A 26,846-nucleotide genomic window follows, 5' to 3' on the forward strand; every position below is an offset into this window, starting at 1 on the left:
GCTCCTGAGATGCTCCGCTATGCGCTGAAACGGCTGGGCCTGGGCATCATCATCGTGAGCGTCGCGATGGTGATGCTGTTCGCCATGATCTATGTGATCCCGGGCGACCCGGCATCCGTGGCCCTCGGACCGCGCGCCACGCCCGAGATGGTCCAGGCGTTGCGCAGCCGCATGGGGCTGGACCAGCCGATCTGGATCCAGTTCCTCCGGTTCTATTTGTCCGCGTTGCGCGGCGACCTCGGCACCGAGGTGCTGTCCGGGCGACCGGTGCTGGACGTCGTGTTCGAGCAGTTGCCGTACACCCTGGCGCTGATCGCGGGCGCGATCTCATGGTCGGTGCTGCTCGGCATTCCGCTGGGCTGCATCGCGGCGGTGCGGCGCGGCGGCTTCGTCGACCGCGTCATCGGCATCCTGTCGGTCGCGGTCATCGCGGTGCCATCCTTCGTCATCGCGATCTATTCCCTGCTGATCTTTGCCGTCGCCCTGCAGTGGCTGCCGGCCATCGGCGCCGGCGAGCCCGGCAATCTCGCCAGCCAGCTGAAGCATCTTGCCCTGCCCTCGCTCGCAATCGGCGTCGGCTGGGTCGGCTACATCGCGCGCATGGTGCGCGCTTCCATGCTGGAAACGCTGGAAGCCAGCCACATCCGCACCGCGCGCGCTTTCGGCCTGACGGATCGGCGCATCACCTATTCCTATGCCTTGCGTATCGCCATCCTGCCGACCGTCACGCTGCTCGGCGTCGGCATCGGCAATATGGTGTCTTCGGCCGTCTTCGCCGAGATCGTCTTCGCCCGCCCCGGCATCGGCAAGCTGGTCTACGAGGCGATCTCGGTACGCAATTATCCGGTCGTCACCGGCGCCGTTCTGGTGACGACCGTTTTCTTCGTCGTCGTGAACGCTCTCGCCGACATCCTCATTGGTGCGTTGGACCCTCGTGTCAGAACAAGTCTTAATTGACCGGCCATCACGGCAGCGCGTCGCCAAGATCGGCCGCGTGCTTCGGCGCATCGTTCGCGAGCCGCTCGGCGCGTTCGGTCTCACCCTGGTCGTGATCGTCGTTCTCTCGGCTCTCTTCGCCGACGTGCTCAGCAGCTACCCACCGACGAAACTCGCCCCGGCCGAGCGCTTCGCGCCCGCAAGCCTGCATCACCTGCTCGGCACGGACCATCTGGGGCGCGATCTGTTCTCGCGTGTGCTCCATGGCGGCCGCATCGCGCTGGCCATTGCGCTTGGCGCGACCGGACTGTCGCTCATCGGCGGCATCGCGCTTGGGCTCATCGCAGGCTACGGGCCGCGCTGGCTCGACAATCTGATGCTCCTGCTCTTCGATGCCATCAAGAGCTTCCCGACCGTGATGCTGGCGCTTACGCTGGTGACGCTGACGGGACCTTCGCTGCTTGCGGTGCTGATCGTGGTCGTCCTGGTCAACGTGCCCGGCTATGCCCGCATCATCAGGACACAGACGCTCGTGCTGAAGTCCGCTGAACATGTGATGGCGGCGCGCTCGATGGGCGCAAGCACCGCGCGTATTCTCACCGTCCACATATTGCCCAACGTCATCGGCCCCATCCTCATCCTCGCGTCGATGGACATCCCGGTCGTCGTGGCGATCGAGGCCGGTCTGAGCTTCCTCGGCCTCGGCGTCAGACCGCCTCTGCCAAGCTGGGGCGCGATCCTGAACGACGGCTTCGTCAACATCCGCGATTCATACTGGATCGTGGTCGCGGGCGGCCTGCCGATCATCCTCACAACGCTCGGCTTCACCTTCCTCGGCGAGACCCTGCGCGACGTTTTCGACCCCCGGCTGAAGAGGCGCGGATGACCGTCCTCGACGTCAAGGACCTCAGCGTCGACTTCGCCACCGAAGCCGGCACGCTGCAGGCGCTGCGCAAGGTGAGCCTGGAGGTGCCGACGAACCGGATCGTCGGCGTCGTCGGCGAGTCGGGTTGCGGAAAATCGACATTGATCAACGCCATTCTCGGCCTGCTCGCAGACAACGGCAGGGTCACGTCGGGCCAGATTCTGTTCGAGGGCAAAAGCGATCTCGTCCGTCTCGACGGCACAGGCATGCGGGCGTTGCGCGGCCAGAAGATCGCAACCGTCTTCCAGGACCCGATGGGGGCGCTGAACCCGGTGCTTTCCGTGGGCAAGCAGATGCGCGACATCCAGTACCGCTCCGGACTGTCGCGCAAGGCGAAGGACGCGCTCTCCATCGAGATGCTGCGCAAGGTCCGGATTCCCGATCCTGAGCGCCGGCTGGCGCAGTTTCCGCACGAATTCTCGGGCGGCATGAAGCAGCGCATCGCGATCGCCATGGCGCTGCTGATGCAACCCTCGCTGCTGATCGCCGACGAGCCGACAACGGCTCTCGACGCCACGCTCGAAGTCGCCATCATCGAGTTGCTCAAGGACTTGCAGAAGCAGATCGGCTGCTCCGTGCTGTTCATCTCGCATCATCTCGGCGTCGTCGCGGAACTGTGCGACGAGATGATCGTCATGTATGCCGGCGAAGTGGTCGAACGCGGCTCGACCCGCGACATCTTCCACAACCCGCGACATCCCTACACGAAGAAGCTGCTCTCCTGCGATCCGGCAAGGCTCTCGCGGCGCGAGCCGCGGCTGCCCACCATTCCCGGCACGCTGCCGGACCTGCGTAACCGCCCCAAGGGTTGCGTTTTCCAGGCACGCTGCGAGCTCGCGGACGATGTCTGCTTCGCGATGCCGCCCGATACCGCGCTGAGCGCGTCGCACGTCGCGCGATGCTGGCACACCGATGAGACGGCCGGAGCGGCCGCATGACGACAGAACCTCTGCTTTCCGTTTCCGATCTTCGCGTGCGCTTCCGCGTCGGCGGCATGATGAGCGCGTTGGCCGGCCGGCGGACGGAGATCGAGGCCGTCGCCGGTGTCGGCTTCACGCTGGAGCGCGGCCAGACGCTAGCGCTGGTCGGCGAGTCCGGATCGGGCAAGACCACGCTCGCGCGCGCCGTGAACGGCCTGCAAGCGGCGGCTGGCGGTTCGGTCCGCTTCGAGGGCCGAGAGCTGAACGAGCTAACCAAGGCGGAATGGAAGCCGCTGCGGCGCAAGATGTCGATGATGTTCCAGGACCCGGTCGGCTCGCTGTCGCCGCGCCTCAGCGTCCGTTCGCTGCTGGCGGAGCCGTTCGCCATCCACGGCCTGTCCGGCCGCAGCCTCGAAGCCGAGGTGGAACGCCTGCTCGCCCTGGTCGGGCTTCCGCGCGATTTCGCCGAGCGCTATCCGCACCAGCTCTCCGGCGGCCAGGCGCGCCGGGTCGGCGTCGCAAGGGCCGTCGCGCTCGACCCGGTGCTGATCATCGCCGACGAACCGACAGCCGGGCTCGACGTATCGATCCAGGGCGAGGTGCTCAACCTGCTCAACGACCTGCGCGACCGCATGGGCCTGTCGATGCTCATCATCACGCACAATCTGCATGTCGTGCGCCAGATCGCCGACCGGATGGCGGTGATGTATCTCGGGCGCTTTGTCGAGGAAGGCGAGACCGAGGCGATTTTCCGGGCGCCGCATCATCCCTACACGGCGGCACTGCTGTCCGCGAACCCCGAGCCTGATCCGGACAAGGTGCATAACCGCATCGCGCTGCCGGCCGAAGTGCCGTCACTGCTCGACAGGCCTTTGGGCTGTGAGTTCCACACACGCTGCCCGTTCGCGCAAGACATCTGCACAACGCAGGCGCCTGCCCTGTCCGCGGTCGGCTCGAGCCGGCTCACCTGTCACTTCCCGCTCAATGCCGGCCCGAGCGCCGTCGAGGCAATCGCCGCAAGTTAAAGAAGGTCCGTCCGATGAAAGACATCCGCGTGGTCACCGATTTCCCGCGCAAGGTCCGCGAGATCGAAAACCTGTGGATCCCGATGCCGGACGGCGTGAAGCTCGCCGCACGCATCTGGCTCCCGCAGGACGCCGAAGCCGATCCGGTGCCGGCCATCCTCGAATACCTGCCCTACCGCAAGCGCGACGGGACGGTGGAGCGCGATGCGCTCACCCATCCCTATTTCGCCGGCCACGGCTATGCCGGCGTGCGTGTCGACATGCGCGGCACCGGCGACAGCGAAGGCGTCTGCAAGGGCGAATATCTGAAGCAGGAACAGGACGATTGTCTCGTCGTCATCGAATGGCTGGCGAAGCAGCCCTGGTGCTCGGGCGGGGTCGGCATGATCGGCATCAGCTGGGGCGGCTTCAACGGACTCCAGGTCGCCGCCCGCCGCCCGCCGGCGCTGAAGGCGGTCATCTCGCTCTGCTCCACCGACGACCGTTACAACGATGACGTCCATTATCTCGGCGGCGCGCAAATGTGCGACAATCTGATATGGGGCACCACGGCCTGGGCGATCGCCATGACGCCTCCCGACCCGCTGATCGTCGGCGACCGCTGGCGCGAGATGTGGGAGGGTCGCCTCGACGGCAACGGCATCTGGATGCAGGACTGGTTCGAGCACCAGCGCCGCGACGACTTCTACAAGCACGGCTCGATCTGCGAGGATTATTCCGACGTCGAAATCCCGGTCTACGCCGTCGGCGGTTGGGCGGACGGCTATCCGAACCCGATCTTCCGCATGCTTGAAAACTTGCCGGGTGTCCGCAAGGGACTGATCGGCCCCTGGGGCCACAAATACCCGCACTTCGCCATGCCGGGCCCGCGCATGGGCTTCCTCCAGGAATGCCTGCGCTGGTGGGACCAGTATCTCAAGGGCATCGACACCGGCATCGCCGACGAACCCATGCTGCGCGCCTGGATGCAGGAGCCGGCGCCGCCGGCCGCCATCTATGAGGAGCGCCCAGGCCGCTGGGTTGCCGAGCCGTCATGGCCGGGACCCGGCATCGGCGAGCGCGCGCTCGCCTTGTCACCCGGCCGTCTTGCCGAGGGCGCGGGCAGCGACGACGTGCTGACAATCCGCTCGCCCTCGACGGCGGGGCTCTCGTCCGGCGCGTGGTGCGGCTACGGCGTCCTGCCGACCTTGCCGGTCGACCAGCGCATGGAAGCCGGCAACGCGCTCGTCTTCGAAACCGATCCTCTTGAGGAAGCCGTGGAGATCCTCGGCTTCCCGGAATTCGAGGTGAAGCTCGCCTCGGACAAGCCGGTCGCGCTGATCTCGGCCACGCTGTCGCTCGTGCTTGAAGACGGCGCGGCCTCGCGCGTCAGCTACGGCATCCTCAACCTCACGCATCGGCATGGCGATCTCGAATTGGCACCGATGACGCCAGGCAAGGCCGAAACGGTGCGCTTCAAATTGCGCTGCTGCGGCCAGCGCTTCGAGAAGGGCCAGCGCATCCGGCTTGCCGTTGCAACGGCGCATTGGCCGATCGTCTTTCCGGGACCGGAGAAGGCGACGCTGTCGATCCATTGCGCCGGCAGCAGGCTATTCCTGCCGGTGCGCAAGCCGCAGCCGCTCGACAAGACACTCCCGGAATTCGAGGGACCGGAAAGCGCCACGCCGATGGCGCAGGAAGCGATCAAGGCGGGCGAGCCTTTCCGGCGCGAGGTGACCACGGACCAGATCACCGGCGAGACGAGCTATACGGTCGTCATCGACGCCGGAACGGTGCGCCATCCACCCACCGGCATGACCCTGTCGCAGAGACAGACCGAGATCTTCGTCGTCCATCCGGACGATCCGAACTCGGCGCGCGGGACCGTGACGTGGGACAAGACCTATTCGCGCGGCGACTGGAGCGCCGGCGTTTCGGTCTCCGCCACGGTGCGCGCGCTGCACGATGTCTGGCGCATGGAAACGCATCTCATCGCACGCGCCGGCGACGAGGTCGTGGTCGACCGCGAAGAGGTCAAGGAGTTTCCACGCGATCTGAATTGATGCGATCGTGGATGGCAGGACTGCTCAGCCGGGACGTCTCGGCAGCATCTTTTTGGCGAAGGACTCCACCTCTCCTTCGCGAGGAGCTTCGCCCGTGTGCGTGAGCAGGTAGGCCGGCGTCAGGAAGAGACGGTTGCTTACCGGTTCGACGATCTCGAGCGAGTAATAGCCGATCTGCGTGAAGTACAGCACGCGCGCCCGCACGAACGCTTCGGTGGCTTCATAGCCATGCCGCGAAAACATCGCCCGGATGGCTTCGACGCGCGCGTCGTCCTCCTCGTTCACGACCCGGTGCACGTCGGCCGACTGGCGCGACCAGGCGCGCACGGCGAAGTCCAGTCGCGGATTGAAGAGCGTTTCGTCCAGCCAGCACTCGAAGACATTGAGCACGGCTTGCGTGATCGACGCGGCCGGCCGGCCGGCCTGCTCGACGATGAAACGGGTGTTGTTGTTGCGCCAGTAATCCAGCAGCTGGTCGAGCAGGTCCTGGCGGCTCTTGAAGTACCAGTAGAAACTGGAACGTGAGACGTTGAGCTTCTGCCCGAGCGCCAGCACGCGCACCGCCTCCACGCCCTCGGAGATCAACGTCTCCAGCGCGAGGTTCATCCAGTCCTCGCGCGTCACCTTGGTGTTGCCGATCAGACCGGACCGCCGCACGACTTCATCAGCACTGGAATCGGAGAACATAGCGGACCGGCCAAGTTTGAACGCCGGCTAGATAGACCTGAAACCACCACGCTACAATACTTGCACTTGTCCAAGCCACTCCCAAAGATACGGGGCAAGGCCCCGGTCGACGTGGAGACGCGCCCGATGGGGATTCCCGAACCGGTAGAAGAGAACGCCGACGCCGGCAAAAAGGATCGAAGCCGAGCGGCTTGCCGCTCCGGGATCGAGCGCGGTGCCCCTGGCGATCAGGCGATCCAGGTTCGGCCCCTCGATCTCGAAGACATGCAGTCCGGCATCCATGGCCGTCACCGCGAAACCGGCCGCGTGCCAGCCGGCCGCAATGGGGAACGGCTGCTCCGCGACCGCAAGAACGCGGTCGCGCGCGATCCGCACCATGTATCTGTCGCCACTGGCAATTGCGCCGGCGCCGAAGCCCTCGCCAGCAAGCCCCGAAGCCTTCGACCAGGCGGCGAGGTCGCCGCTGACCAGAAGCTGGTTCAGCCCGCCAAACGTTCGCATGCCGACGCTGCTTTTGCTGAGCGTAGCGGTGGCCCAGTCGGGCGCCGCCGGCCACTTTTCGGCAAGGTTACGCATGGAGCCGGCTCCCTTCCGGATCGAAGGCGCAAGGCGCGACGATCATCGCCTGTCGCACGATACCCAGATGTTGAACGTCGATCGTTTCGCCGTGCCGCGCCGCGCCCCGTTCGATGAGCGCCAGGGCGACAGGACGTCCCAGGGTCGGGCTCTGATAGCTGGAGGTGACGAAACCGATGCTCCTGAGCCGGCCCTCGCGCTTCTCCACGCCATGCGCGCCGGTCGCCAGCGGCGCCTCGCCTTGGCGCAGCGCAAGGCCGACGAGCTGGTTGCGGTCCATGCCGTTGCCGGCTTCGGTGAAAAGCGAGCGCCGGCCGACGAACTCGTTGGCGCGCTTGGTCCGCGGTCCGGCGACGCCCAGATCGTGCGGCATGGTGGTTCCGTCGGTGTCCTTGCCGATGACGATGTATCCCTTCTCGGCGCGCAGGATCATCAGCGATTCAAGTCCCAGCAGAACGGCGTCGAAGGCGCGGCCCTCCTGCTGCATCCTCGCCCACAGCGCCTCCGCCCGGTCGGCGCGGATGGAGATCTCGTAGCTGCGGTCGCCGGTGAAGGAGACCCGGGCGATGCGCACCTCATCGCCGGCAAAGCGGCCGGCGGCGACGGCCATATGCGGCAGGCTGGCATCGTCAAATGCTACGCCCAGATCGAGCGCTTCCACGACCTGGCGCGCGTTCGGACCCGAAACGGTCAAGGTGGCGTAGTGCGCGGTGGCATTGTGGATATAGACCGCGTCGCGGCCGAAGCGGTCCTGCCGCCATTCCTCGAGGCGCGCGTGGACCGCGGCGACATGCGAGGACGAACAGGACACGATGAAGCGATGCTCGTCCAGGCGGACCAGGACGCCGTCATCGAAGACGACGCCATTTTCCGACAGCATGAAGCCGTAGCGGCAATGGCCCGGCTTCAGGGTCGACATAGTGTTGTAATAGATGAAGTCGACAAACTCGGCCGCGCGCGGGCCGATCACCTCGATCTTGCCCAGCGTCGAACCGTCGAAGAGCGCCACGGATTGCCGGGCCCGCCGCGCCTCGTCCTGGATCGAGGCGCCGGCTTCACCGCCGCCATAATAGGCAGGCCTCAGCCAGCCGCCATATTCCTGGAACACCCCACCGGCGGCGCGATGGTTCGCCTCCAGCGGCAGCCGGCGGACCGGAGCGTGCATGCTGCCCCGGCGCGCTCCCGCAAGGCTGGCGAAGGGGACAGGCGTGAATGGCGGCCGGTAGGTCGTGGTGCCGACTTCCGCAATGCCGCGCCCAGTAATGTCAGCCAGCAGCGCAAGACCGTTCAGGTTCGAGGTCTTGCCCTGGTCGGTCGCCATGCCGAGCGTGGTGTAGCGCTTCAGGTGCTCGACGGAGACGAAGTTCTCCCGCGCCGCGAGCTCGACATCCTTTGCGGTGACGTCGCTTTGATAGTCGATCCAGACGCGACCCTTTGCCTTGGGTTTCGGCCACAGGCTGACGACGCCGAGCGATGCTTCCGCCCCCGTGCCGCGAGGCGCCGGCGTCGACGAACCGAAGTCGCCGGGAGCCGCGGCGCCGTTGGCCAAGGCATCCGAAAGCGAGACCGTGCCGGCCACGGCGCCGGCGACGCCAATCCCGTCGACGGCTTCGCCGGGAATGAAGGCCGCAAGTTGGTCGCTCCAGGCGAGCTTGCCTTTCGCCTGCGAGAACAGGTGCACGGTGGGTGTCCAGCCGCCGGAGACGAGAACGCAATCGGCGGCAAGCGTCGTGCCGTCGTCCAGCAGGACTCCCTGGACGGCGTTGCGCCCGCGCGCCGCCGTGATCGTGCGCTCAGCCACGACTCGGATATCGGCTCTTCCTTGCGCGCCGCCATCGCGCCGGCAGTCGACCACCGTCACCGAAGCGCCGGCAGCGGCGAGCGCGGAGGCGGGTTCATAGGCGCTGTCGTTGTTGGTCGCGACCACGATTTCCCGGCCGACAAGCACGCCATGCCGGCGCAGATAGCTGAGCGCCGCGTCGGCGGAGAGGATTCCCGGAAGGTCGTTGTTGGCGAACGGCACGGGCCGTTCGATCGCGCCTGTCGCCAGCACGATGCGGCGGAGCCGCACGCGCCAAAGCGTGTCCGGCCTGCCGTCGGAGTGGCGCTGGTTGAGCGCGACCAGATTGTGGTCGTAAAGGCCGAAAGCGGTCGTATCGCTGAGCACGAGCTGGCCATCGCTCTTCAGCCTGGCGACTGTCGCGTCGACCCACGCCTTGCCCTCGACGCCATCGACCTCGCCGGCGCGATGACGCAGCGACCCGCCGGGATGCGTCTTGTCGTCGACCAGGACGACCGAGTGCCCGGCCGCCGCCGCGCTGGCTGCTGCGGCAAGGCCTGCGGGCCCGGCGCCGACCACCAGAACGTCGCAATGATGGTTGACCTGGTCCGAGACCTGACGCGGCTTCCAGTCCGGATCGACGACGCCAAGTCCGGCCATGGCGCGGATGCGCGGCTCGAACAGGTGCCAGTCCGGCCACATGAAGGTCTTGTAGTAGAAGGCGGCGGGCAGGAAGCGGGCGAAGCGATCCAGAACGGCGTTGCGGTCGGTCTCGGCCGTCGGCGAAGCGTTGACGCTCTTGACCTTGATGCCGTCGACGGCCTGCACGGTCGTCGCGCGCGCATTCGGCACGCGGCCGACGGCGCTCTCGACATCGACCAATGCGTTGGGCTCCTCGACGCCGGAGCCCCAGATGCCGCGCGGCCTATGGTATTTGAAGCTGCGGCCGACCACGGCCTGGCCGCTCGCGAGCAAGGCGGAGGCGATCGTGTCGCCTACAAAACCCTCGACGCGCCTGCCGTCGAAGGTGAAGCTCAACGGGCGGTCGCGGTCGATGTCCCTGCCGTCGGTGGTGAGACGGGAAGCGCTCATGCGCCGTGCTCCGCTTCGCCGAGCACGGAAGAGCCCGACACCTTGTGATTGACGCTGTCGCGGCTCATCGCGAAGAACTCGCCGCATGTCATATGCACCCAGATCTCTCGCGTCGGCCCCTTCGGATTGTCGCGCATGTGGAGATAACCGGCCCAGCGCTCCGCGGTCACGTCGCTGCCGTCGGGCCGGAGATTGCCGGCCTCGCCGCCATAGTGGAATTCGCTTTCTTCGCGCGGCCCGCAGAACGGACAGGGAAAGAGCTGCATCTTTTCTACACCTTCAATGGGCAATGCCGGAGCCGGCCGCTTCGTCGATCAAGCGGCCGCGGGCGAAGCGGTCGAGATCGAAGGGCCGGCTGATGTCGTGATGCCTGCCGGTGGCAAGCAGATGGGCAAGCAGGGTGCCGCCTGCGGGAATAGCCTTGAAGCCGCCCGTGCCCCAGCCGCAATTGAGGAAAAGGCCGGGTAGCGGCGACTCGCCGATGATGGGCGAGGAATCCGGGACGACGTCGACGATGCCGGCCCATTGCCGCATCATCTTCAGCTGGCCGAAGATCGGATACATTTCGAGCATGCCGGCGATCACGCTTTCCAGCACCGGCAGGTTGCCGCGCTGGCCATAGGACGGGATGCGGTCGAGCGCGCCGCCGATCACCAGTTCGCCCTTGTCCGACTGGCTGACATAGACGCCGGTGTCGGGCGAGATCACCACCGTGTCGATGATCGGCTTGACCGGTTCGGACACGCAGGCCTGCAGCGCATAGGAATTGACCGGCAGCCGGAAGCCCGCCTTCGCCGCCAGCACCGACGAATGGCCGGCCACCGCCATGCCTGTACGCTCGGCCCGGATTGCGCCGCGCGAGGTGACAACGCCGCGGCAGCGCCCATTCTCGATGATGAAATCGGAAATCTCGCAATTCTGGATGATGTCGACACCGAGACGGCTCGCCGCGCGGGCGTAGCCCCAGGCGACAGCGTCATGGCGGGCGGTGCCGCCGCTTGGCTGCCAGGTGCCGCCATAGACGGGGAAGCGTGTGTCCGGGCTGAAATTGTAGATCGGCACGACGCGACGCACGTCCTCGACCGAGAACAACTCGCAATCGATGCCATTGACCTGAATGGCGTTGACCGACCGCGCGGCGGTTTCCATTGCGGATTCGCTGTGCGCTAGCGTGAGGATGCCGCGCGCGGAAAACATCACATTGTAGTTCAGGTCTGTCGAAAGGCTTTTGTAGAGGCTATGGGCCAGCCCGTAGATCGCCGCGCTTTCCGGGTAGAAGTAGTTCGAACGCACCACCGTCGTGTTGCGGCCGGTATTGCCGCCTCCGATCCAGCCCTTCTCCAAGAGCGCGATGTTGGTGACGCCGTGATTTTTGGCGAGATAGTAGGCGGTGGCGAGGCCGTGCCCGCCGCCGCCGACTATGATCGCGTCGTAGCGCGGTTTCGGATCAGGAGAGCGCCAGGCCTTTTCCCAACCGGTCTGACCGGCGATGCCCTCCTTGAAGAGCGAAAGCGCCGAGTACTGCCTCGTCATGCGCCCAAACCGCCGTCAGAGGCCAGTGACGTCGCTCCACCGCAAGGGCTTGGTCGCCGGGCCCCCAGCTCGAACATGTGCATCGATCGCCTCTTAAGATACCTGCCGTTGGTGCCAAACACCGCAAAGCAGCGCCAAGCACACACTTAGCGTGAATGTACACCTGTGTCCATTCAAAGCTATGAGCTCGCTTTTCGCGCGTTTCACAGATTTTGGGCATTGGTCCACCGAGACCGATAAGCGCCGAAAGCCTTCGTAAGCAGTGTTCCCTGCAAGCTGGACCGCTTTAACTTGGCGCCCCGACACTCACGGTGCCCTGGATGGTGCGATGCTGCTGGGGAAAGGCGGAGTAGGAAGATTTGCGGTAGAATTCCGCATAATTCTCATACGCTTCCCGCGCGACCTGCAAATCCTCGGCCCTCATGACCGGCCTCCAACGAGCCAAATTCTGCCTCGCAAGTTCGACCTGAAGCGGGTCGGCGTTTCAAGGAAAACTCGCACTGTCCCGCTCACGTTTGTAGCATGAACTTTTCCGGGGATCGCAAGATGCGTTCCCCGGACCGCGCTCTAAGTTTTTGTTTTTATGCATGTCGTTGTCCCAGAACCGCTGCACACTTCTGGGCGACATGCATTAAGGACGAACTTTGCCGGCTCAACGGCTTGGCCCGCTCAGACGAGCGGGTCGGGAGCGGTACTTTCGCCGCGTCCCTGCTGCAGGATCATCCGTCCGCGATCGGAAGAGGCGCGGCGGAATTTCGACGCCGCCTGATAGTCGGTGTCATTGTACCATTTCTGGGCCGTGGCCTCGTCCGGAAATTCGAGGATGACCATCCGATCGGTGAAAGTCTCACCCTCGCATGTGGTCACCGGATCGCCCCGCGTCAGGAACTTCCCGCCATACTTCTTCAACGTGGCAGGGGTGAGCGCGGTGTACTTCTTGTAGGTTTCGGGGTCGTGGACCCTCATCGTGCAGATCATATAAGCGGCCATGGCCTCTTCCTTATTTTCGATCGAGCTTATCGCTTTATCGAAGCGCATTCACGATAAATTTCGTTTGTCATCGCCAACTTTTCGCGCATAATCACCAAGATTGGCGGAAATTTTAGCTGAAAGCGTCATGATCGAACTGGACGGCATCGACCATCGCATCCTGCGCGAGTTGCGGCAGGACGGCCGCATCTCGACGGTGGAGCTGGCCGAGCGCGTCGGCCTTTCGCCCACGCCCTGCGCGCGCCGGCTGAAGAGGCTCGAAGAGACGGGCGTGATCCAGGGGTATGCGGCGCGGATCGATCCGGCGGCGCTGGGCCTCGGCGTCTGCGTGATGGTTTCCGTGCGCCTGGGGCAGCAAGGCCCGGAAGGAGCCGGCTTGTTTCTCAACGAAGTGGCGAAACACCCGGAGATTACCGAATGCCTGCTCGTGACGGGAAATATCGACTACCTGCTGCGGGTATGGGTGAAGGACATCACGGCGCTTCGCGAATTCATCAGCAACGTGCTGCAATCGATCCCATCGGTGGCCGAGACGTCGACTATGGTGGTGCTCAACCCCGACGAGACCAATCTCTGATGCATGTCGCCCAGAAGTGTGCAGCGGTTCCCGGATAACGACATGAATCGGAACGAAGTCGGGAAATCCCGATGCCGAAAACCCCTTAGGTGGTCTGGGGCTCACGACGAATTTGTCCGGCAATCGCGAGCGAGTTGTCGGACGGGAATGGAGAGATTGATATGGCGTTCGATATTGTTGGTGCCGCACAAGCGCTGGTGCGCGGCCATCAGGACAACACGCAGTTCGCGACGATCGAGGGATTGTCGGATCTTGTATCCGCCTACAAGGTGCAGGATGCCTATGTCGGGGCGATCATCGGCGACGACCGCATAGCCGGCTACAAGATCGGCTTGACCTCGCACAGCATGCAGAGCATGTGCGGGATCGACCACCCTGTTGCCGGCGCCGTTTTCGGGCGGCGGGTGATGCATAGCGGAGCAAAGCTCTCGCTGAGCGGCTACGGCCATCTCGGCCTGGAATTCGAGATCTGCGCCCGGCTCGGCCGCGATCTCGTGCCGCGCGCCGCGCCCTATACGCGCGACGAGGTCGCCGCGGCGGTCGACGGCGTCTGCCCGGCGGTCGAGGTGGTGGACGATCGCCATGCCGATTATTCTGTGCTGGACGTGCGCTCGCTGGTCGCCGACAATTCCTGGAACGCCGGCGTGGTGCTGGGCAATTTCGTCGCTCCGCCCGCAGCGCTGGAGAAAGTCGAGGCGATCGTCTACCAGGACGGCGCCGAGATCGGCAGAGGGGTCGGCGCCGATGCGCTCGGTCACCCCTATGAGCCGCTGGCCTGGCTGGCCGACCATCTCAGCGCTTCCGGCAGGGGCATGAAGGCGGGCGACATCGTCATGACGGGCAGCATCGTGCGCACGCGTTTCCCCGACAAGGCTTTTTCCTATCGGTTCGACATTGCCGGTCTTGGCAGCGTCGAGGTCAGCGGCGCCTGAGGCGCGGCATTATCGGAGAGGACGGATGGATCTTGGATTGAAGGGCAGGAACGCGCTCGTGCTGGGCGCTTCGAAAGGATTAGGCCGCGCCGTGGCCAAGGAATTGCTGGACGAAGGCGCGCGCGTGGCGATCTGCGCCCGCACCGCGGCGGCGCTGGAGCAGACCGCCCGCGAGATCGGCGCGACGGCGCTCGTCTGCGACCTCGCGAAGCCGGGCGCGGCGACGGAACTTGTAGAGCGGGCCAAGGCGACGCTGGGCGCGCCGGACATCGTGGTGGTCAACACCGGCGGCCCGCCCACCGCGCCCTTCGACGAGATCACGATCGAGCAATGGCGCGCCGCCTTCGACAACCTGTTCATGAGCGCGGTGGAGATCGTGCGGGCGGTGCTGCCTTCGATGCGCGAGAAGAAATGGGGCCGCGTGCTGTTCGTGACCTCCATCGCCGCGAAGGAGCCGATCAACCGCTTCGCGCTCTCCAACTCGCTGCGCGCCGGCATCCACGGGCTGATCAACACGCTGAGCAAGGAAGAGGGAGCCAACGGCATCACCTTCAACGCGCTGATGCCGGGTTATACGCTGACCGAGAGACTGGCGGATGCGAAGCTCGACCTGGAAAAGGTGAGCCAGGCCATACCCGCCAAGCGCATCGGCCGTCCCGAAGAGTTCGCGGCGCTGGCAGCCTTCCTCGCCTCCGACCGCGCCTCCTACATCACCGGCCAGGCCGTCGCCTGCGACGGCGGCGCGCTCTGGTCCATCTGAGGGCGGCTTCACTCACCGTGGAGGCCTATTCGAACGAGTAGGTAAATCCTTCCGGCGACGCGCCGACGGTGACTTTCGCCATCTTCTTGCCCTCGAGCGAGCGGTTGAGCACGCCGCGGCTGAGTTCCGGCAGCAGCGTGTTGGTGAGGATGGCGTCGATCATGCGCCCGCCGGACTCGATCTCGGTGCAGCGCGCCTTGACCAGGTCCATCACGCCGTCGCCGATGACCAGCTCGGCATCATTGGTTGCCTTGAGGCGCTTGGCGATCTTGCCGAACTGGTGCCTGGCGATCGCCTCGATCATCGCATCCGAGAGCGGATAGTAGGGAATGGTCACCACCCGGCCGAGGAAGGCGGCCGGGAAGACCTTCAGCAGCGGGGCGCGCAGCGCGGTGTCGAGATCGTCGATGCCGGTGCGCACCGTGCCGTTCCTGGTGCGGTCCATGATGACGTCGGAGCCGACATTCGAGGTCAGCAGGATCAGCGTGTTCTTGAAGTCGATGCGCCGGCCCTCGCTGTCATCCATCATGCCCTTGTCGAAGACCTGGAAGAAGATCTCGTGCACGTCCGGATGCGCCTTCTCGACCTCGTCGAGCAGGATCACCGAATAGGGTTTCCTGCGCACCGCCTCGGTCAGGATGCCGCCCTTGCCGTAGCCGACGTAGCCGGGCGGCGCGCCCTTCAGCGTCGAGACGGTGTGCGCTTCCTGGAATTCGGACATGTTGATCGAGATCAGGTTCTGCTCGCCGCCGTAAAGCGTCTCGGCCAGCGCCAGCGCGGTTTCGGTCTTGCCGACGCCGGAGGGGCCGCAAAGCAGGAACACGCCGACCGGTTTTTCCGGCGCGCCAAGGCCGGCGCGGCTGGTCTGGACGCGCTTGGCGATCATTTCCATAGCGTGGTCCTGGCCAACCACGCGCTCGGACAGGGTCGCTGCGAGCTTCAGCGCCTTCTCGGTCTGGCTGGATAGCATGCGTCCGGTCGGGATGCCGGTCCAATCCTGGACCACGGCGGCAACCGCATTGCGGTCGACCGACGGCAGGATCAGCGGCGTCTCGCCCTGCGCGTCGGCAAGCTCGGCCATCAGTTCGCGCAGCCGCGCGAGATCGGCGGCGGCTTCATCAGCCGGCTCGGCGGAAGCCGTTTCGGCCTTCGCAACCTTGGCTTTCGAGGACTTTGCCTTCTTCGACTCGGCAGCCTTGCCGTCGCCGGCCTTGCCGTCGCCGGCCTTGCTCTCGCCAGCCTTGCTCTCGCCAGCCTTGCTCTCGGGCGCCTTTTGTTCCGGCGCCTTTGCCGCGCCCTCGACGCTCCCCGTCTCCGCGGCGGCCTCTTCAACCGCAGCCTCGTCGAGCGGCACGCCCTCGCCGCGCAGCTTGGCGCGCAGGTCGAGGATTTCGCTCACCAAAGCCTTCTCCCGGTCCCAGCGCGCCTGGGCAGCGGCCAGACTGGTCTCGGTTTCCGCCAGCCCGGCGTCGACACGAGCCTGCCGGTCGGCGACGTCGATGCCGATCGCCGCCTCGCGGCCGATGATGCCGCTCTCGACCTCGAGCGCCTGGCGGCGGCGCAGGATGTCCTCGACCTCGGCCGGCGTCGCATGTTGTGAGACCGCGACGCGCGCGCAGGCGGTGTCGAGCAGGCTGACCGCCTTGTCCGGCAGTTGCCTGGCCGGGATATAGCGATGCGAAAGCGAGACCGCCGCCTCGATCGCCTCGTCCAAGATCTGCACCTTGTGGTGCTGCTCCAGGACGCCGGCAACGCCGCGCAGCATCAGCACGGCCACGGCTTCCGAGGGCTCGTCGATCTTGACCACCTGGAAACGGCGGGTCAGTGCCGGGTCCTTCTCGATGTGCTGCTTGTATTCGGCCCAGGTCGTGGCCGCGATGGTGCGAAGCTCGCCGCGCGCCAATGCCGGTTTCAACAGATTGGCGGCGTCGCCGGTGCCGGCCGCGCCGCCGGCGCCGATCAGCGTGTGCGCCTCGTCGATGAACAGGATGATCGGCACCTCGGAGGCCTGAACCTCGTCGATGACCGCCTTCAGCCGCTTTTCGAACTCGCCCTTGACGCTGGCGCCCGCCTGCATCAGCCCGACATCGAGCATGCGCACGCTGACGTTCTGCAATGTCGGCGGCACGTCGCCCTGGGCGATGCGCAGTGCAAAACCCTCGACCGCCGCTGTTTTGCCGACGCCCGCCTCGCCGGTCAGGATCGGGTTGTTTTGCCGGCGTCGCATCAGGATATCGACGATCTGCCTGATCTCCGGATCGCGGCCGACGACAGGGTCGATCTTGCCGTCGCGGGCGCGTTGGGTGAGGTCGGTTGCGTATTTCGCCAGCGCCGAATCCCCGCCCGGACCGCGCTTCATCGGCGTCTCGGTAGCGGCCGCGGCGGGCGGTGAGCCGGCTTCGAGAGAGCCTTCGGTGACGTCTGCGAAGCGGGAAACGACACCGTCCGCGTCGATCTTGTCGAATTCGGCGCTGATCTTTGACACCAGGCCTTCCAGCACCGGCGTCTTCAGGCAGGCAAGCAGGATATGGGCGCTGCGCACCTCTTCCACGCCGAACTCCAGCGTCGCCAGGTTCCAGCCTTCCTGGATGGCGTGGAAGATGTGGTCGGAGAATTCCTCCACCGAGGTGGCGCCGTAGGGCAGCTTGTCGATCGCACGGGTCATGTCGGCCGTCAGCCGGCTGGCATCGATACCGGCGTCGGCGACGATCATCTGCACATCCGAGCGCTCGGACAGCACCAGTTGCTGGATGAAATGGACAAGCTCGACATAAGGATTGCCGCGCAGCTTGGCCGTGTCGGCCGCGGCCTTGAAGGCGCGCACCCCCGTGGCGTTGAGCTTGGCAACCAGTTCCTTACGCTTGAAACTCTGCGATGACCGGCGCTGTTCCATCGAACCTGCTCCCGCAACCTGCCGACCGTACCCTGCCATATAAGCTGCTGCTTGACAAAGCCGCGTGGCGGATAAGGTTTTTGAATCTATCCGGGCGGCACCGCCCGGTTACACAAGCCTTGCAAACTCGCTGCAACAAACACCGGATTGCTGCCCGGGCTATGCGAGCCATTTCACATACCGGGTCTGGCAATCGCGCAATGGGTTTGGCCAAAGAAAGAACGGTCGCGTTTAGCTTCCGTTAGTTTTTGCGCAGGTGCTCAATTGTCGTCGCGTGAGGCCGGTGATAACGTTGCGTCACATAGGGGTCTCAGGGCCGCTGGCTGGGGGTTGGTGTGATTGATCTCGCACTCTGGCTGAATCCTCTGAACGGTGAGAATCCGTCGGGAGAGGACTTGCGCAACGACCCGGCCTTTCATGAGCTGGAGCGCTTGACCGAGCCTCAGCTCAAAGTTGTCCATGACGGCAACAGCAAGCCGGCGTCGCAGTCCAGTCCAGTCGACTGGGCGGCGGTGCTCGAAAGGGCCGAAGAGTTGCGCACCCGCGGCCGGGACCTGCGCCTGCTGGTCATCGTCGCGCGGGCCTTGGCCAACGAGGAAGGGCTGGCCGGCCTCGCCCAGGGGCTGACGTTGATTGCGCGAACTTTCGAGCAGTACTGGGACACGATGCACCCGTCGCTGCGGACGGGCGCGCCACGCGAAGCTGCCTTACGCCGCATCAACGCGCTGCTCGATCTGCAAAACGGCCAAGAAGGCTTGCTGGCGAACCTCAGGCAGGTGGCCTTCTTCTCCCCGCGCGCGATCGGGCCGATCAGCGGCCGGGACCTGGAACAGGCTGCGCTCGACGAACGCGTCATGCTCCAGGAAGCAGCCTCTGGCCTCGGGACCGCCGAAAAGGCGGCGCTGACGAGCGCCCACAACCAGCTGTTGAACCGCGTGCGCACCGGATGCGCGGCGCAAATCGATCAAGCAGCCGATGTAATGACGTCGCTGCTGGCCGACGCGCGTGCCGCGATCGCCGCGCTCGAGGCGGTGGACACCGCACTCAACGCCCGCATCGAAGGCCATGGCGCCACCGTCCCGGAATTGAAGAAGTTCCTGCAGCGTTTGCTGACGACGCTGGAGCGGAATTCCAGTGGCGGCGCCACGGCGAACGGCGCCGCGAAGCCCGCTCCGCAGGCGGCGGCGGAATCAGCGATGCCCGCCCGCAACGGTCATGGAGCCGAGACGATGGCAAGTGTGGCAAGCCCTGTGGACGCGAGCGCCGGTCTGCCGGACCGGATCAACTCGCGCGACGAGGTCGTCAAATGCCTCGACCTCGTGGTCGCCTTCTACGACCGCACCGAACCGTCCAGCCCCATCCCGCATCTCGCCCGGCGCGTGCGCCGGATGGTGCACATGGATTTCGTGGAACTGATGGAAGATCTCGCCCCGTCGGGGCTGAAGGAGTTCCGGCAGCTTGCCGGCGTCCCCGATCCCAAGAAGCCGGCCCAGAAGGATGAAAGGTAGAAAAGCATGCCAGCAGAGAGCAAAGCGAAGGTCATCGAAAGAAACCGCGCGCCGCGCGTGCAGATCGCCTACGACGTCGAAACCTACGGCAGCCCGACGACGATCGAACTGCCGTTCGTCATGGCCGTGATGGCCGACCTTTCGGGCGCTTCGCAGACCAAGGAAGCGTCGAAGTCGGTGCTTGACCGCAACTTCGTCGAAACCGACGCCAACCGCTTCCCGAAATTCATGGAAGCGATGGGGCCGCGGGTGAAGGCGCGGGTGAAGAACACCCTGCCGCAGGCCGAGGGCCAAGAGCGGGATGAAGAGCTCATGGTCGATCTCACCTTCTCCAAGATGGGCGACTTCGCGCCGGACAAGGTCGCCGAGCAGGTTCCGCAACTGGCCGAAATCCTGAAGATGCGCCGTCAGCTCGAGGAATTGCTTGGCTTCATGGACGGCCGCGTCGACGCGGAAAAGCGCATAGCGCAGCTTCTGAACAACGAGCCGCTGCTGAGCAAGATCGCCAGCCAGGCGATGGATGACGGCAAGGGCGAGGAGTAAGTCATGGCCGAACAGCAAAAGACCGCACCCGCCACCGCCGAGGCGGAAGCCATCGATCTTGGCGAATTCAGCGGCCTCCTTGAAAAGGATTTCAAGGTCAAGAAGGACGACAGCGAGAAGCTGCAGCAATTGGTGCGCAACCTGGCGCTTGCCGCGCAATCGCGCTCCGAGAGCACGACCATCTCGTCCAATGCGATCAAGTCGATCAAGTCGCTGATCGCCGGCATCGACAAGATGCTGACGACGCAGGTCAACGAGATCCTGCACGCGCCGGAAGTGCGCGAGATGGAAGGCACGTGGCGCGGCCTCTGGTACCTGATCAACAACACCGAGACGGACACCAAGCTGAAGATCCGGGTGATGAACATCTCCAAGGAGCAGCTGGCCGACACGCTCGAAGATTATGAAGGCCAGATGTGGGACCAGAGCCCGATCTTCAAGAAGGTCTACACGGACGAGTATTCGATGCTGGGCGGCGAGCCGATCGGCTGCATCATCGGCGCCTATGAATTCTCCAACCATCCGCGTGACGTCGGGCTGCTGCGCAACATTTCCGGCGTCTGCGCCTCGGCGCATACGCCGTTCATCGCTGCCGCCTCGCCACGGCTGTTCCGCATGGACAGCTGGCAGGAACTGCCGAACCCGCAGGACCTGCAGATGATCGTGAACAACCCGGCTTATGCCTCATGGCAATCGCTACGCGAAAGCGAGGATGCCCGCTACATCGGCCTTACCATGCCGCGGGTTCTGGCGCGCCTGCCCTATGGCTCCGAGACGGTTCCGGTGAAGGGCTTCACCTTCGAGGAGGAGGTGGGCGGCGACCACAACAAATATGTCTGGATGAATGCCGCCTTCCCGATGGGCGTGAACATCAACCGCAGCCACAAGCTCTATGGCTGGGGAACGCAGATCCGCGGCGTCGAGAACGGCGGCACGGTGCTCAACCTGCCGGTGCACGCCTTCCCGACCGACGACGGGTCGATCGCGATGAAATGCCCGACGGAAGTCGCCATAGACGACCGGCGCGAGGCGGAACTGGCGAAGCTCGGCCTGATGCCGATCCTGCACCGCAAGAACACCGATCTCGCGGCCTTCATCGGCGCGCATTCGCTGCAGGACGACGAGACGCGCGCCGGGCGTCTGGTCGACCCCGACGCCCAGTCGAACGAACGGCTGAGCGCCAACCTGCCCTACCTCTTCCCGGTCTCGCGCTTCGCGCACTACCTCAAGGCGATCGCGCGCGACAAGATCGGCTCGTTCAAGGAACGCACCGACATGGAGACCTGGTTGACCGAATGGATCAACCGGTACGTGCTGGCCAACCCTGCCTTTGCCGACGACAAGGCGCGCGCCAAGCGCCCGCTTGCCGCGGCCGAGGTCCAGGTCGACAGCGTCGAAGGCCGGCCCGGTTACTACAATGCCCGTTTCTATCTGCGTCCGCACTACCAGCTGGAAGGCATCAACGCCTCGCTCCGGCTGGTCTCGGAACTGCCGTCAGTGAAGGGCTGAAATCGCAGTCATCTTGTTTCGTTTGAAAGCGGTGGAGAAAGACAATGCCTGATAGAGCCGATGCGCCTTCGATGAAGATCGACGGCTTCCTGAAAGTCCCGGATATCAAGGGCCCGAGCAAGCGCGACGGCCATGAGGACGAGATCGAGATCCATGGCGTCGATTACAAGATGATCGCGCCTTACGATCCCAATTCGCTGTCGCGGCGCGGCCGCGTGTCGATGGGAATGATCAAATTCTTCAAGCACTACGACAAGTCGTCGCCCTACCTGAAGAAGGCGCTGTTCGAGAACAAGGCGCTGGACGAAGTGGTGTTCTCGGCCCGCCGCACCATTGACGGCGAGACCAGCGACTATCTGGTCGTGACGCTCACCGACGCCTCCGTCATGGAATACGACATGCGGCAGGCCCACGACGAGGCGGACCTGATCGAGGAAGAAGTCAGCTTCGCCTACAAGAAGATCAAGTTCGTCTACGACAAGGACGACGAGATCGAAATGGACGTCTATGTCGGCAAGTGAGGCCAAGCGGCCTGGCGCGAAAGCGCAGCTTGCCGGCAGTTCGCGGGCAAAGCGCGAGGCGGTCCAACCCTCCCTCTGGGACCGCCTCGTCAACGACTTGCCCGGGCTGACGTCGGAGATCGACGGGCTGCGCCGTCTGCTGGAAGAAGAACTCGGCGCCGAGCGCGTCGAGGCTCTTCTTGCCGGCAGCGCGCGCGTCATCGATGCCGATGCCGAACTGACATCCGAGCAGAAACGACGATTGCACAGACTGGTCTTCCAGACCGAGCATCGCACCGAGATCGAAAGCCGCGGCGTGGTGGTGTCGGCGCGGGTGCTCAGGGAAGCGGTGCGGCGCGACATCGAGGCCCTGTTCAACACCGAGCGTTTCGAGTCCGTACCGATGCTCTCCGACGCCGAGCACGAACAGCCTTTGGATGAGCTGCCGCCGCTCGCCGACTTTCCGGAGGTGCGCCGCAGCGTCGTCAACTATGGCGTGCCGTCGTTTTCCGGCCGCTCGTCGCGGGATTTCGACCGCGACACGCTGGCGCGCGAGATCCGCGCGGTGCTCGCCACTTTCGAGCCGCGCCTCAAGGAAAGCGCTACGACCGTCAACGTCACGCTTGGCGACAAGACCGTCGGCCTCAAGATCGAGATCGACGCCGTGCTGATCATGACGCCGACGCCGGAACGCATGCGGCTGCGCACCACGATCAATCTCGACAACGGCCTGGCGCGAACCGAATTCCGGGAGACCTGAGATGGATCGGGTCTTCGTGGAGTATTACGAAGAGGAACTGACCCATATCCGCGCGCTGGCCGCGGAATTTGCCGACATGCATCCGGCGGTCGCCCGCAACCTTTCCCTCGACACCGTTCCCTGCCCCGATCCCTATGTCGAACGGCTGCTCGACGGCGTCGCCTTTCTTGCCGCGCGCACGCGGCTGAAGGTCGACGCCGAGCGCTCGCGCTTTTCGCGCGCCGTGCTCGACGTGCTCTATCCGGACCTGGTAACGCCGGCGCCGGCGACGGCGATGGCCGTGCTGAAACCCGGACAGCAGGTGCAGTCGATGATCGCCGGCCATGCCGTGGCGCGCGGCACGCGGCTGGTTTCCGGCCTGCATCCCGGGCTCTCGACGCGCTCGACCTTCACCACCGCGCAAGAGGTCACGCTGTGGCCGATCACGATCAATTCGGTCAGCTATTTCCAGGACCGCAGCGCGCTGGCCGCCGCCGGCATCGCGCCGGTCGGCGGCGTGCGCGGCGAAGCGGCATTCCGCATCGCGCTTACCCGGACCGGGAAGGGCAAGCTCAGCGAATTGTCGCTCGACCGGCTCGATCTCCACTTCGCCGGGCGCACCAAGGCGCCGCTCATCTTCGACGCGATCTTCGGCGCCTGCTCGGCCGTCGGCGCGCGGGCGGAAGGCAAGACCAATCCGCTCACGGCGCTGCCCGAGCCCGAAATGATCGGCATAAGCGACGATGAAGCGCTGATGCCGCGCACCCGCCCTACCTTTGAGGGATACCGGCTGCTGCGCGAATATTTCCTGATCCCCGAGCGCTTCCACTATGTGCGCGTCGCCGGCCTGCAGCCTGTGGTGCGCAAGTGCGATGGGGCAATAGAGATCATCTTCCTGTTCCGGCGTCCGGTGCCGGAACTCGCCGATGTGGCGGTGGCCGATTTCGAGCTGTTCGCAACGCCGATCATCAATCTCTTCGAACGCGAGTGCAACGTCATCGAGATCGACCCGCGCCGGACGCGCCAGGTGCTGCATGCCGACCGCACCCGGGCACGGGATTTCGAGATTTTCCGGGTCACCCGGGTGGAAGACGCCGACGCTGAAGGCAGCGAGGCGATAATCCCGGAATTGTTCAGCCTGGGGCAGAACCGCGGCAGCGGCTGGGTCTATTCGACGGAGCGGCGCCCCCGCCGAGCCACGGAGGACGAGCGGCGCGACGGCCTGACCCGCACCTCCTACACGGGCGACGACGTGTTCCTCGCCGTCTCGCGTCCAGCCGGAAGCCAGCCCAACCGGCCGCTGAAGCGGCTCGACGTGATGGCGCTCTGCACCAACCGCGACCTGCCGATCCTGGACGATACGCCGGCGCTGACGCTGGAGACCGCCGATCCGGTGGAAGCGGTGCGGCTGCTCGGCGCGCTGCGGCCGCCGCAGCCGGCGATCCCGGCGGCGCTGCCGGCCGGCGCCGAAGGCGAATCCCGCGCCGACAATCTCGCCTGGCGGCTGGTGGCGCAGCTCTCGCTCAACTTCCTCAGTCTCGCCAAGGAAGGTCGCGGTGTCGATCCGCTGCATGCCTTGCTCGACCTCTACGCCGATCGCGGCGATCCGAGCCTTGCCCGCAACGTGCATTCGATCACCCGCATCGACTCGCGGCCGGTGATCGAGCGGCTCAAGATCGACGGGCCGATGTGTTTCGGCCGCGGCACCGAGGTGACGCTGCATGTCGACCAGTCGGTGCTGGCGGGCCAGAGCACGCTGCTGCTTTCGGCCCTGCTTGCGCGGTTGTTCGCTCGCCACGCCGGGATAAATGGTTTCGTGCGGACGCGTACGCGGTTGCTGCAGAAGCAGGAGGATGTGCCATGGCCGATGACGCCCGGCAATCGCTACCTGATCTAACGCGGCTGGCCCCAACCGAAGCGGAGCCGCTGTCGGAGGGGTACGATTTCTTCGAGCTGCTGCGCCGCCTGGAGCAGCGGCGTGGCTTGTTCGGGCATTCCGGAACCGCGGACCGTGAGCCGGCAAGGATCGGCCAGCATGTGCGCCTGAGCTTCTCGGCGCGGGACGTGATCAAATTCCAGGATGTGGGCGAAAAGGCTCCGGCGCGGGTTACCGTCGCCAATCTCGGCCTGCTCGGGCCGGAAGGGCCGATGCCGCTGCATCTGACACGCTGGGTGCTCGACCGGCTGTCGCAGCGCTGGTTCACCGGCGCCGATGCCGAGCAGACTAGCGACACGACCTTCGTCGACTTCGTCAACATCCTGCAGCATCGCATGATCGCGCTCTATTACCGCGCATGGGCGGACGCGCATCCGGCGGTTCAGGTCGAACGTTCGGTCGGCGGGCGCGTCCGCGCCATGCTGGAAGCCATGGCCGGGATCGGCCTTCCCGGCACGCAGGATCCCGAGCTCGACACGGTGCGGCTGCGCCAGGCCGGATCGCTTGCAAACCAGGTCGACGGCGCGGAGCGGCTGACGCTGTTTCTCGCCACCGCCTTCAAGGTGCCGGTGCAGATCAAGGAATTCGTCGCCGCCTGGATCACCATTCCGGCGGCGCTGCAGAGCCGTGTCGGCAAGGCCTATGCGACGCTCGGCGGCGGCGCGACGATCGGGCCGCGCGTCTTCAGCCGGCAGAGCCGGATCGAATTGCGCGTCGGACCGCTGAGTCTCGACGATTTCAGGTCCTTCCTGCCCGGAGAACGGCGCCTTGCCCTGTTCAAGAAGGCAGTGCGCGACATGATCGGCGAAGCGCTCGATGTCGATCTGCGCATCGTGCTCGCGCGTGAAGCCGTGCCTTCGCCGAAGATGGGAACCATCCAGCTTGGCCGAACCTCCTGGCTTTCGCGGCCCGCCGAAAAGGGGGACGCCGACGATCTCAGGTTGCGCACCATCGTCGGCTGGCGACCGGAAATGGCGGAGGCAGCCGCATGAGCCTGCTGCTGACGATGGAACAAGGCCCGCGCTCGCAGGCGGTCAGGCAGACCCGGCTGGACGAGGGCGAACTGGTGATCGGCCGCAGCGCCGATGCCGGCTGGCAGATCGACGATCCGGACATGTTCGTTTCACGCGCCCACTGCAAGATCAGCGGCGGCCGCGACGGCTATTACGTCACCGACACGTCGAGCAGCGGATTGTTCATCGACGATTCCGACAGCCCGCTCGGCACCGGCAGGTCGACGCGCCTGCAAAGCGGCATGCGGCTGCGCCTGGGCGACTATGTGCTGCATGTCGAGGTTCAACCCAGCGCTGGCCACACCTCGATCGGTCAGGCGCCGATCGCCAACGCCGCGCCGGCATGGTCGCCGCCGCAATCGCGGACGCCACCCAGCATCGGCGGCGACGACTTCTTCTCGGCCAAGGTCGAGGAGGAGCCGCAGCGGCCGCGCCCGGCAGGGCTGCCAGATCCGTTCGAGCAGCCTGTGCCCGGGGCTTACGATCGCGCCTCGAGCCAACGCAGCTCGCCCGCTTTCGACGATCCGTTCAGCCTCGATCCGGTGGCGACGCCGGCCTCGAGCGAAGAGCCTGACGCCGCCCGGGCGGACCCCTTCGGCTTCGGCGAGATGCCATCGCGCAACGATATGCCCGAGCCCGCGCCGAAACCGTCCGGCTTCGACGATTTCAGCTTCGGACCAGCCGCGACGCCCGCTTCCGGCAGCAGCGCCGACGCAACCGGTCGCAACGAGCGGCCCGCCGAGAAGCCGAAGGCCGCCCGTCCATGGGAGATACCGGCGCAGGCGGCCGACCCCTCAGCGCCACCACCTCGCCCTGTTCCCGTGCCCAAGCCATCGCGTCCGGCGCAACCGGCGTCCAGCGACATGGCGTTGCGCGCCGCGTTCCTGCGCGGCATGGGCGTCGAGGAGGCCGATTTTCCCGGGCGCGATGCGGTTGCCGAAATGGAAAAGTTCGGGCGGGAATACCGGCTGATGCTCGATGGCCTGATGCAGCTCCTGCGCAAGCGCGCCGAAGAGAAGGGAAGCGCGCGTGTCGCCCAGACCATGGTCGGCGCCTCCGAGGTCAACCCGCTCAAATTCCTGCCGACGGTCGAGGATGTCATCGTCACCATCATCGCGGAACGCAGCCCCGGCTTTCTCTCCGGCGAGGCGGCAATCGGCGACGCGGTCAAGGATCTCGCGCAGCATCACGTGCGCGCCTGGCGCGGCGTGCAGGCGGCGCTGCGGCGCATGATCGACCGTTTCGATCCGGCCGCGATCGAAGAAGAGCTCAAGTCCAATTCCGCGATCGGCAATCTGCTCGCCGGCGGGCGCAATGCCAAGCTGTGGGAACTTTACCAGAAACGCCATCGCGACATCGCACAGAGCGCGGAATCGAGCTTCCTGGGCGAGATCGGCGCAGACTTCAGGGATGCATATGAAGAGGAGTAG

At 65.5% G+C, this 26,846-nt stretch carries 23 protein-coding genes; 16 read left to right on the forward strand and 7 right to left on the reverse strand.

Annotation, left to right across the window (positions count from 1 at the left end; all coding sequences use genetic code 11):
• Positions 1-9 precede the first annotated feature (9 nt).
• From FJ418_RS03320 to FJ418_RS03340, 5 genes are read left to right on the forward strand one after another with little or no spacing between them, the layout of a single operon-like run.
• Positions 10-957 carry an ABC transporter permease gene (locus tag FJ418_RS03320; protein ID WP_140643122.1) on the forward strand — a complete coding sequence of 316 codons (948 nt, stop codon included), beginning with the start codon at positions 10-12 and terminating at the stop codon, positions 955-957.
• A gap of 37 nt (positions 958-994) precedes the next feature.
• The gene (locus FJ418_RS03325; protein ID WP_226892000.1) at positions 995-1,822 is read left to right on the forward strand and encodes an ABC transporter permease; all 828 of its coding nucleotides are present in this window, start codon (positions 995-997) and stop codon (positions 1,820-1,822) included.
• Positions 1,819-2,799: an ABC transporter ATP-binding protein gene (locus FJ418_RS03330; protein WP_140863562.1), complete on the forward strand. Its 981-nt coding sequence runs from the start codon at positions 1,819-1,821 to the stop codon at positions 2,797-2,799. Before FJ418_RS03325 ends, FJ418_RS03330 begins: the two co-directional genes overlap by 4 nt.
• Positions 2,796-3,806 carry an ABC transporter ATP-binding protein gene (locus tag FJ418_RS03335; protein ID WP_140863564.1) on the forward strand — a complete coding sequence of 337 codons (1,011 nt, stop codon included), beginning with the start codon at positions 2,796-2,798 and terminating at the stop codon, positions 3,804-3,806. Before FJ418_RS03330 ends, FJ418_RS03335 begins: the two co-directional genes overlap by 4 nt.
• Positions 3,807-3,820: 14 nt before the next feature.
• Complete coding sequence (locus tag FJ418_RS03340) at positions 3,821-5,848, forward strand: CocE/NonD family hydrolase (protein WP_140863566.1); 2,028 nt, start codon at positions 3,821-3,823, stop codon at positions 5,846-5,848.
• Positions 5,849-5,872: 24 nt separating this feature from the next.
• On the opposite strand, the gene FJ418_RS03345 is transcribed toward FJ418_RS03340, so the two are convergent.
• The 6 genes from FJ418_RS03345 to FJ418_RS03370 all read right to left on the reverse strand — a co-directional run bounded on the left by FJ418_RS03345 (position 5,873) and on the right by FJ418_RS03370 (position 12,506).
• On the reverse strand, positions 5,873-6,535 hold the full coding sequence (locus FJ418_RS03345; protein WP_140863568.1) for a TetR/AcrR family transcriptional regulator: 663 nt from the start codon (positions 6,533-6,535) through the stop codon (positions 5,873-5,875).
• Between the two features lie 51 nt (positions 6,536-6,586).
• Positions 6,587-7,111, reverse strand: a complete 525-nt coding sequence (locus FJ418_RS03350; RefSeq protein ID WP_140863571.1) for a hypothetical protein — start codon at positions 7,109-7,111, stop codon at positions 6,587-6,589.
• Entirely contained in the window at positions 7,104-9,983 is a 2,880-nt protein-coding gene (locus FJ418_RS03355) for a sarcosine oxidase subunit alpha family protein (protein ID WP_140863573.1), read from the reverse strand. The genes FJ418_RS03350 and FJ418_RS03355 overlap by 8 nt, the downstream gene beginning before the upstream one ends.
• A complete protein-coding gene (locus tag FJ418_RS03360) occupies positions 9,980-10,249 on the reverse strand; it encodes a sarcosine oxidase subunit delta (protein WP_140706143.1) in 270 nt (89 codons plus the stop codon). Before FJ418_RS03360 ends, FJ418_RS03355 begins: the two co-directional genes overlap by 4 nt.
• Positions 10,250-10,262: 13 nt before the next feature.
• The gene (locus tag FJ418_RS03365) at positions 10,263-11,516 is read right to left on the reverse strand and encodes a sarcosine oxidase subunit beta family protein (RefSeq protein ID WP_140659176.1); all 1,254 of its coding nucleotides are present in this window, start codon (positions 11,514-11,516) and stop codon (positions 10,263-10,265) included.
• Between the two features lie 669 nt (positions 11,517-12,185).
• A complete protein-coding gene (locus FJ418_RS03370) occupies positions 12,186-12,506 on the reverse strand; it encodes a DUF1330 domain-containing protein (protein WP_181166822.1) in 321 nt (106 codons plus the stop codon).
• 127 nt (positions 12,507-12,633) lie between these two features.
• On the opposite strand from FJ418_RS03370, the gene FJ418_RS03375 reads away from it, so the two are divergent.
• From FJ418_RS03375 to FJ418_RS03385, 3 genes are all read left to right on the forward strand, one after another.
• The gene (locus FJ418_RS03375; protein ID WP_140863577.1) at positions 12,634-13,083 is read left to right on the forward strand and encodes an Lrp/AsnC family transcriptional regulator; all 450 of its coding nucleotides are present in this window, start codon (positions 12,634-12,636) and stop codon (positions 13,081-13,083) included.
• 161 nt (positions 13,084-13,244) lie between these two features.
• Positions 13,245-14,015, forward strand: coding sequence for a fumarylacetoacetate hydrolase family protein (locus tag FJ418_RS03380; protein WP_140863579.1), 771 nt, complete (start codon positions 13,245-13,247; stop codon positions 14,013-14,015).
• Between the two features lie 25 nt (positions 14,016-14,040).
• A complete protein-coding gene (locus FJ418_RS03385; RefSeq protein WP_140643150.1) occupies positions 14,041-14,775 on the forward strand; it encodes an SDR family oxidoreductase in 735 nt (244 codons plus the stop codon).
• Positions 14,776-14,800: 25 nt separating this feature from the next.
• Here the strand turns inward: FJ418_RS03385 and tssH are convergent, their stop codons facing one another.
• On the reverse strand, positions 14,801-17,668 hold the full coding sequence (gene tssH / locus FJ418_RS03390) for a type VI secretion system ATPase TssH (RefSeq protein ID WP_140863581.1): 2,868 nt from the start codon (positions 17,666-17,668) through the stop codon (positions 14,801-14,803).
• Between the two features lie 335 nt (positions 17,669-18,003).
• Here tssH and tssA point away from each other — a divergent pair, with 335 nt between their 5' ends.
• From tssA to tagH, 8 genes are all read left to right on the forward strand, one after another.
• The gene (gene tssA / locus FJ418_RS03395; RefSeq protein WP_140643154.1) at positions 18,004-19,176 is read left to right on the forward strand and encodes a type VI secretion system protein TssA; all 1,173 of its coding nucleotides are present in this window, start codon (positions 18,004-18,006) and stop codon (positions 19,174-19,176) included.
• 6 nt (positions 19,177-19,182) lie between these two features.
• Positions 19,183-19,719: a type VI secretion system contractile sheath small subunit gene (gene tssB / locus FJ418_RS03400; protein WP_140643156.1), complete on the forward strand. Its 537-nt coding sequence runs from the start codon at positions 19,183-19,185 to the stop codon at positions 19,717-19,719.
• 3 nt (positions 19,720-19,722) lie between these two features.
• Positions 19,723-21,228, forward strand: coding sequence for a type VI secretion system contractile sheath large subunit (gene tssC, locus FJ418_RS03405; protein ID WP_140706157.1), 1,506 nt, complete (start codon positions 19,723-19,725; stop codon positions 21,226-21,228).
• 71 nt (positions 21,229-21,299) lie between these two features.
• Positions 21,300-21,749, forward strand: coding sequence for an Hcp family type VI secretion system effector (locus FJ418_RS03410; protein ID WP_181166839.1), 450 nt, complete (start codon positions 21,300-21,302; stop codon positions 21,747-21,749).
• Positions 21,736-22,488: a type VI secretion system baseplate subunit TssE gene (tssE, locus tag FJ418_RS03415; RefSeq protein WP_140706159.1), complete on the forward strand. Its 753-nt coding sequence runs from the start codon at positions 21,736-21,738 to the stop codon at positions 22,486-22,488. Before FJ418_RS03410 ends, tssE begins: the two co-directional genes overlap by 14 nt.
• Position 22,489: 1 nt before the next feature.
• Positions 22,490-24,364: a type VI secretion system baseplate subunit TssF gene (gene tssF / locus FJ418_RS03420; RefSeq protein ID WP_140863583.1), complete on the forward strand. Its 1,875-nt coding sequence runs from the start codon at positions 22,490-22,492 to the stop codon at positions 24,362-24,364.
• A complete protein-coding gene (tssG, locus tag FJ418_RS03425; RefSeq protein WP_140863585.1) occupies positions 24,328-25,395 on the forward strand; it encodes a type VI secretion system baseplate subunit TssG in 1,068 nt (355 codons plus the stop codon). Before tssF ends, tssG begins: the two co-directional genes overlap by 37 nt.
• On the forward strand, positions 25,392-26,846 hold the full coding sequence (gene tagH / locus FJ418_RS03430; protein WP_140863587.1) for a type VI secretion system-associated FHA domain protein TagH: 1,455 nt from the start codon (positions 25,392-25,394) through the stop codon (positions 26,844-26,846). The genes tssG and tagH overlap by 4 nt, the downstream gene beginning before the upstream one ends.

The organism is Mesorhizobium sp. B2-8-3 (assembly GCF_006440815.1).
Lineage (GTDB): Bacteria > Pseudomonadota > Alphaproteobacteria > Rhizobiales > Rhizobiaceae > Mesorhizobium.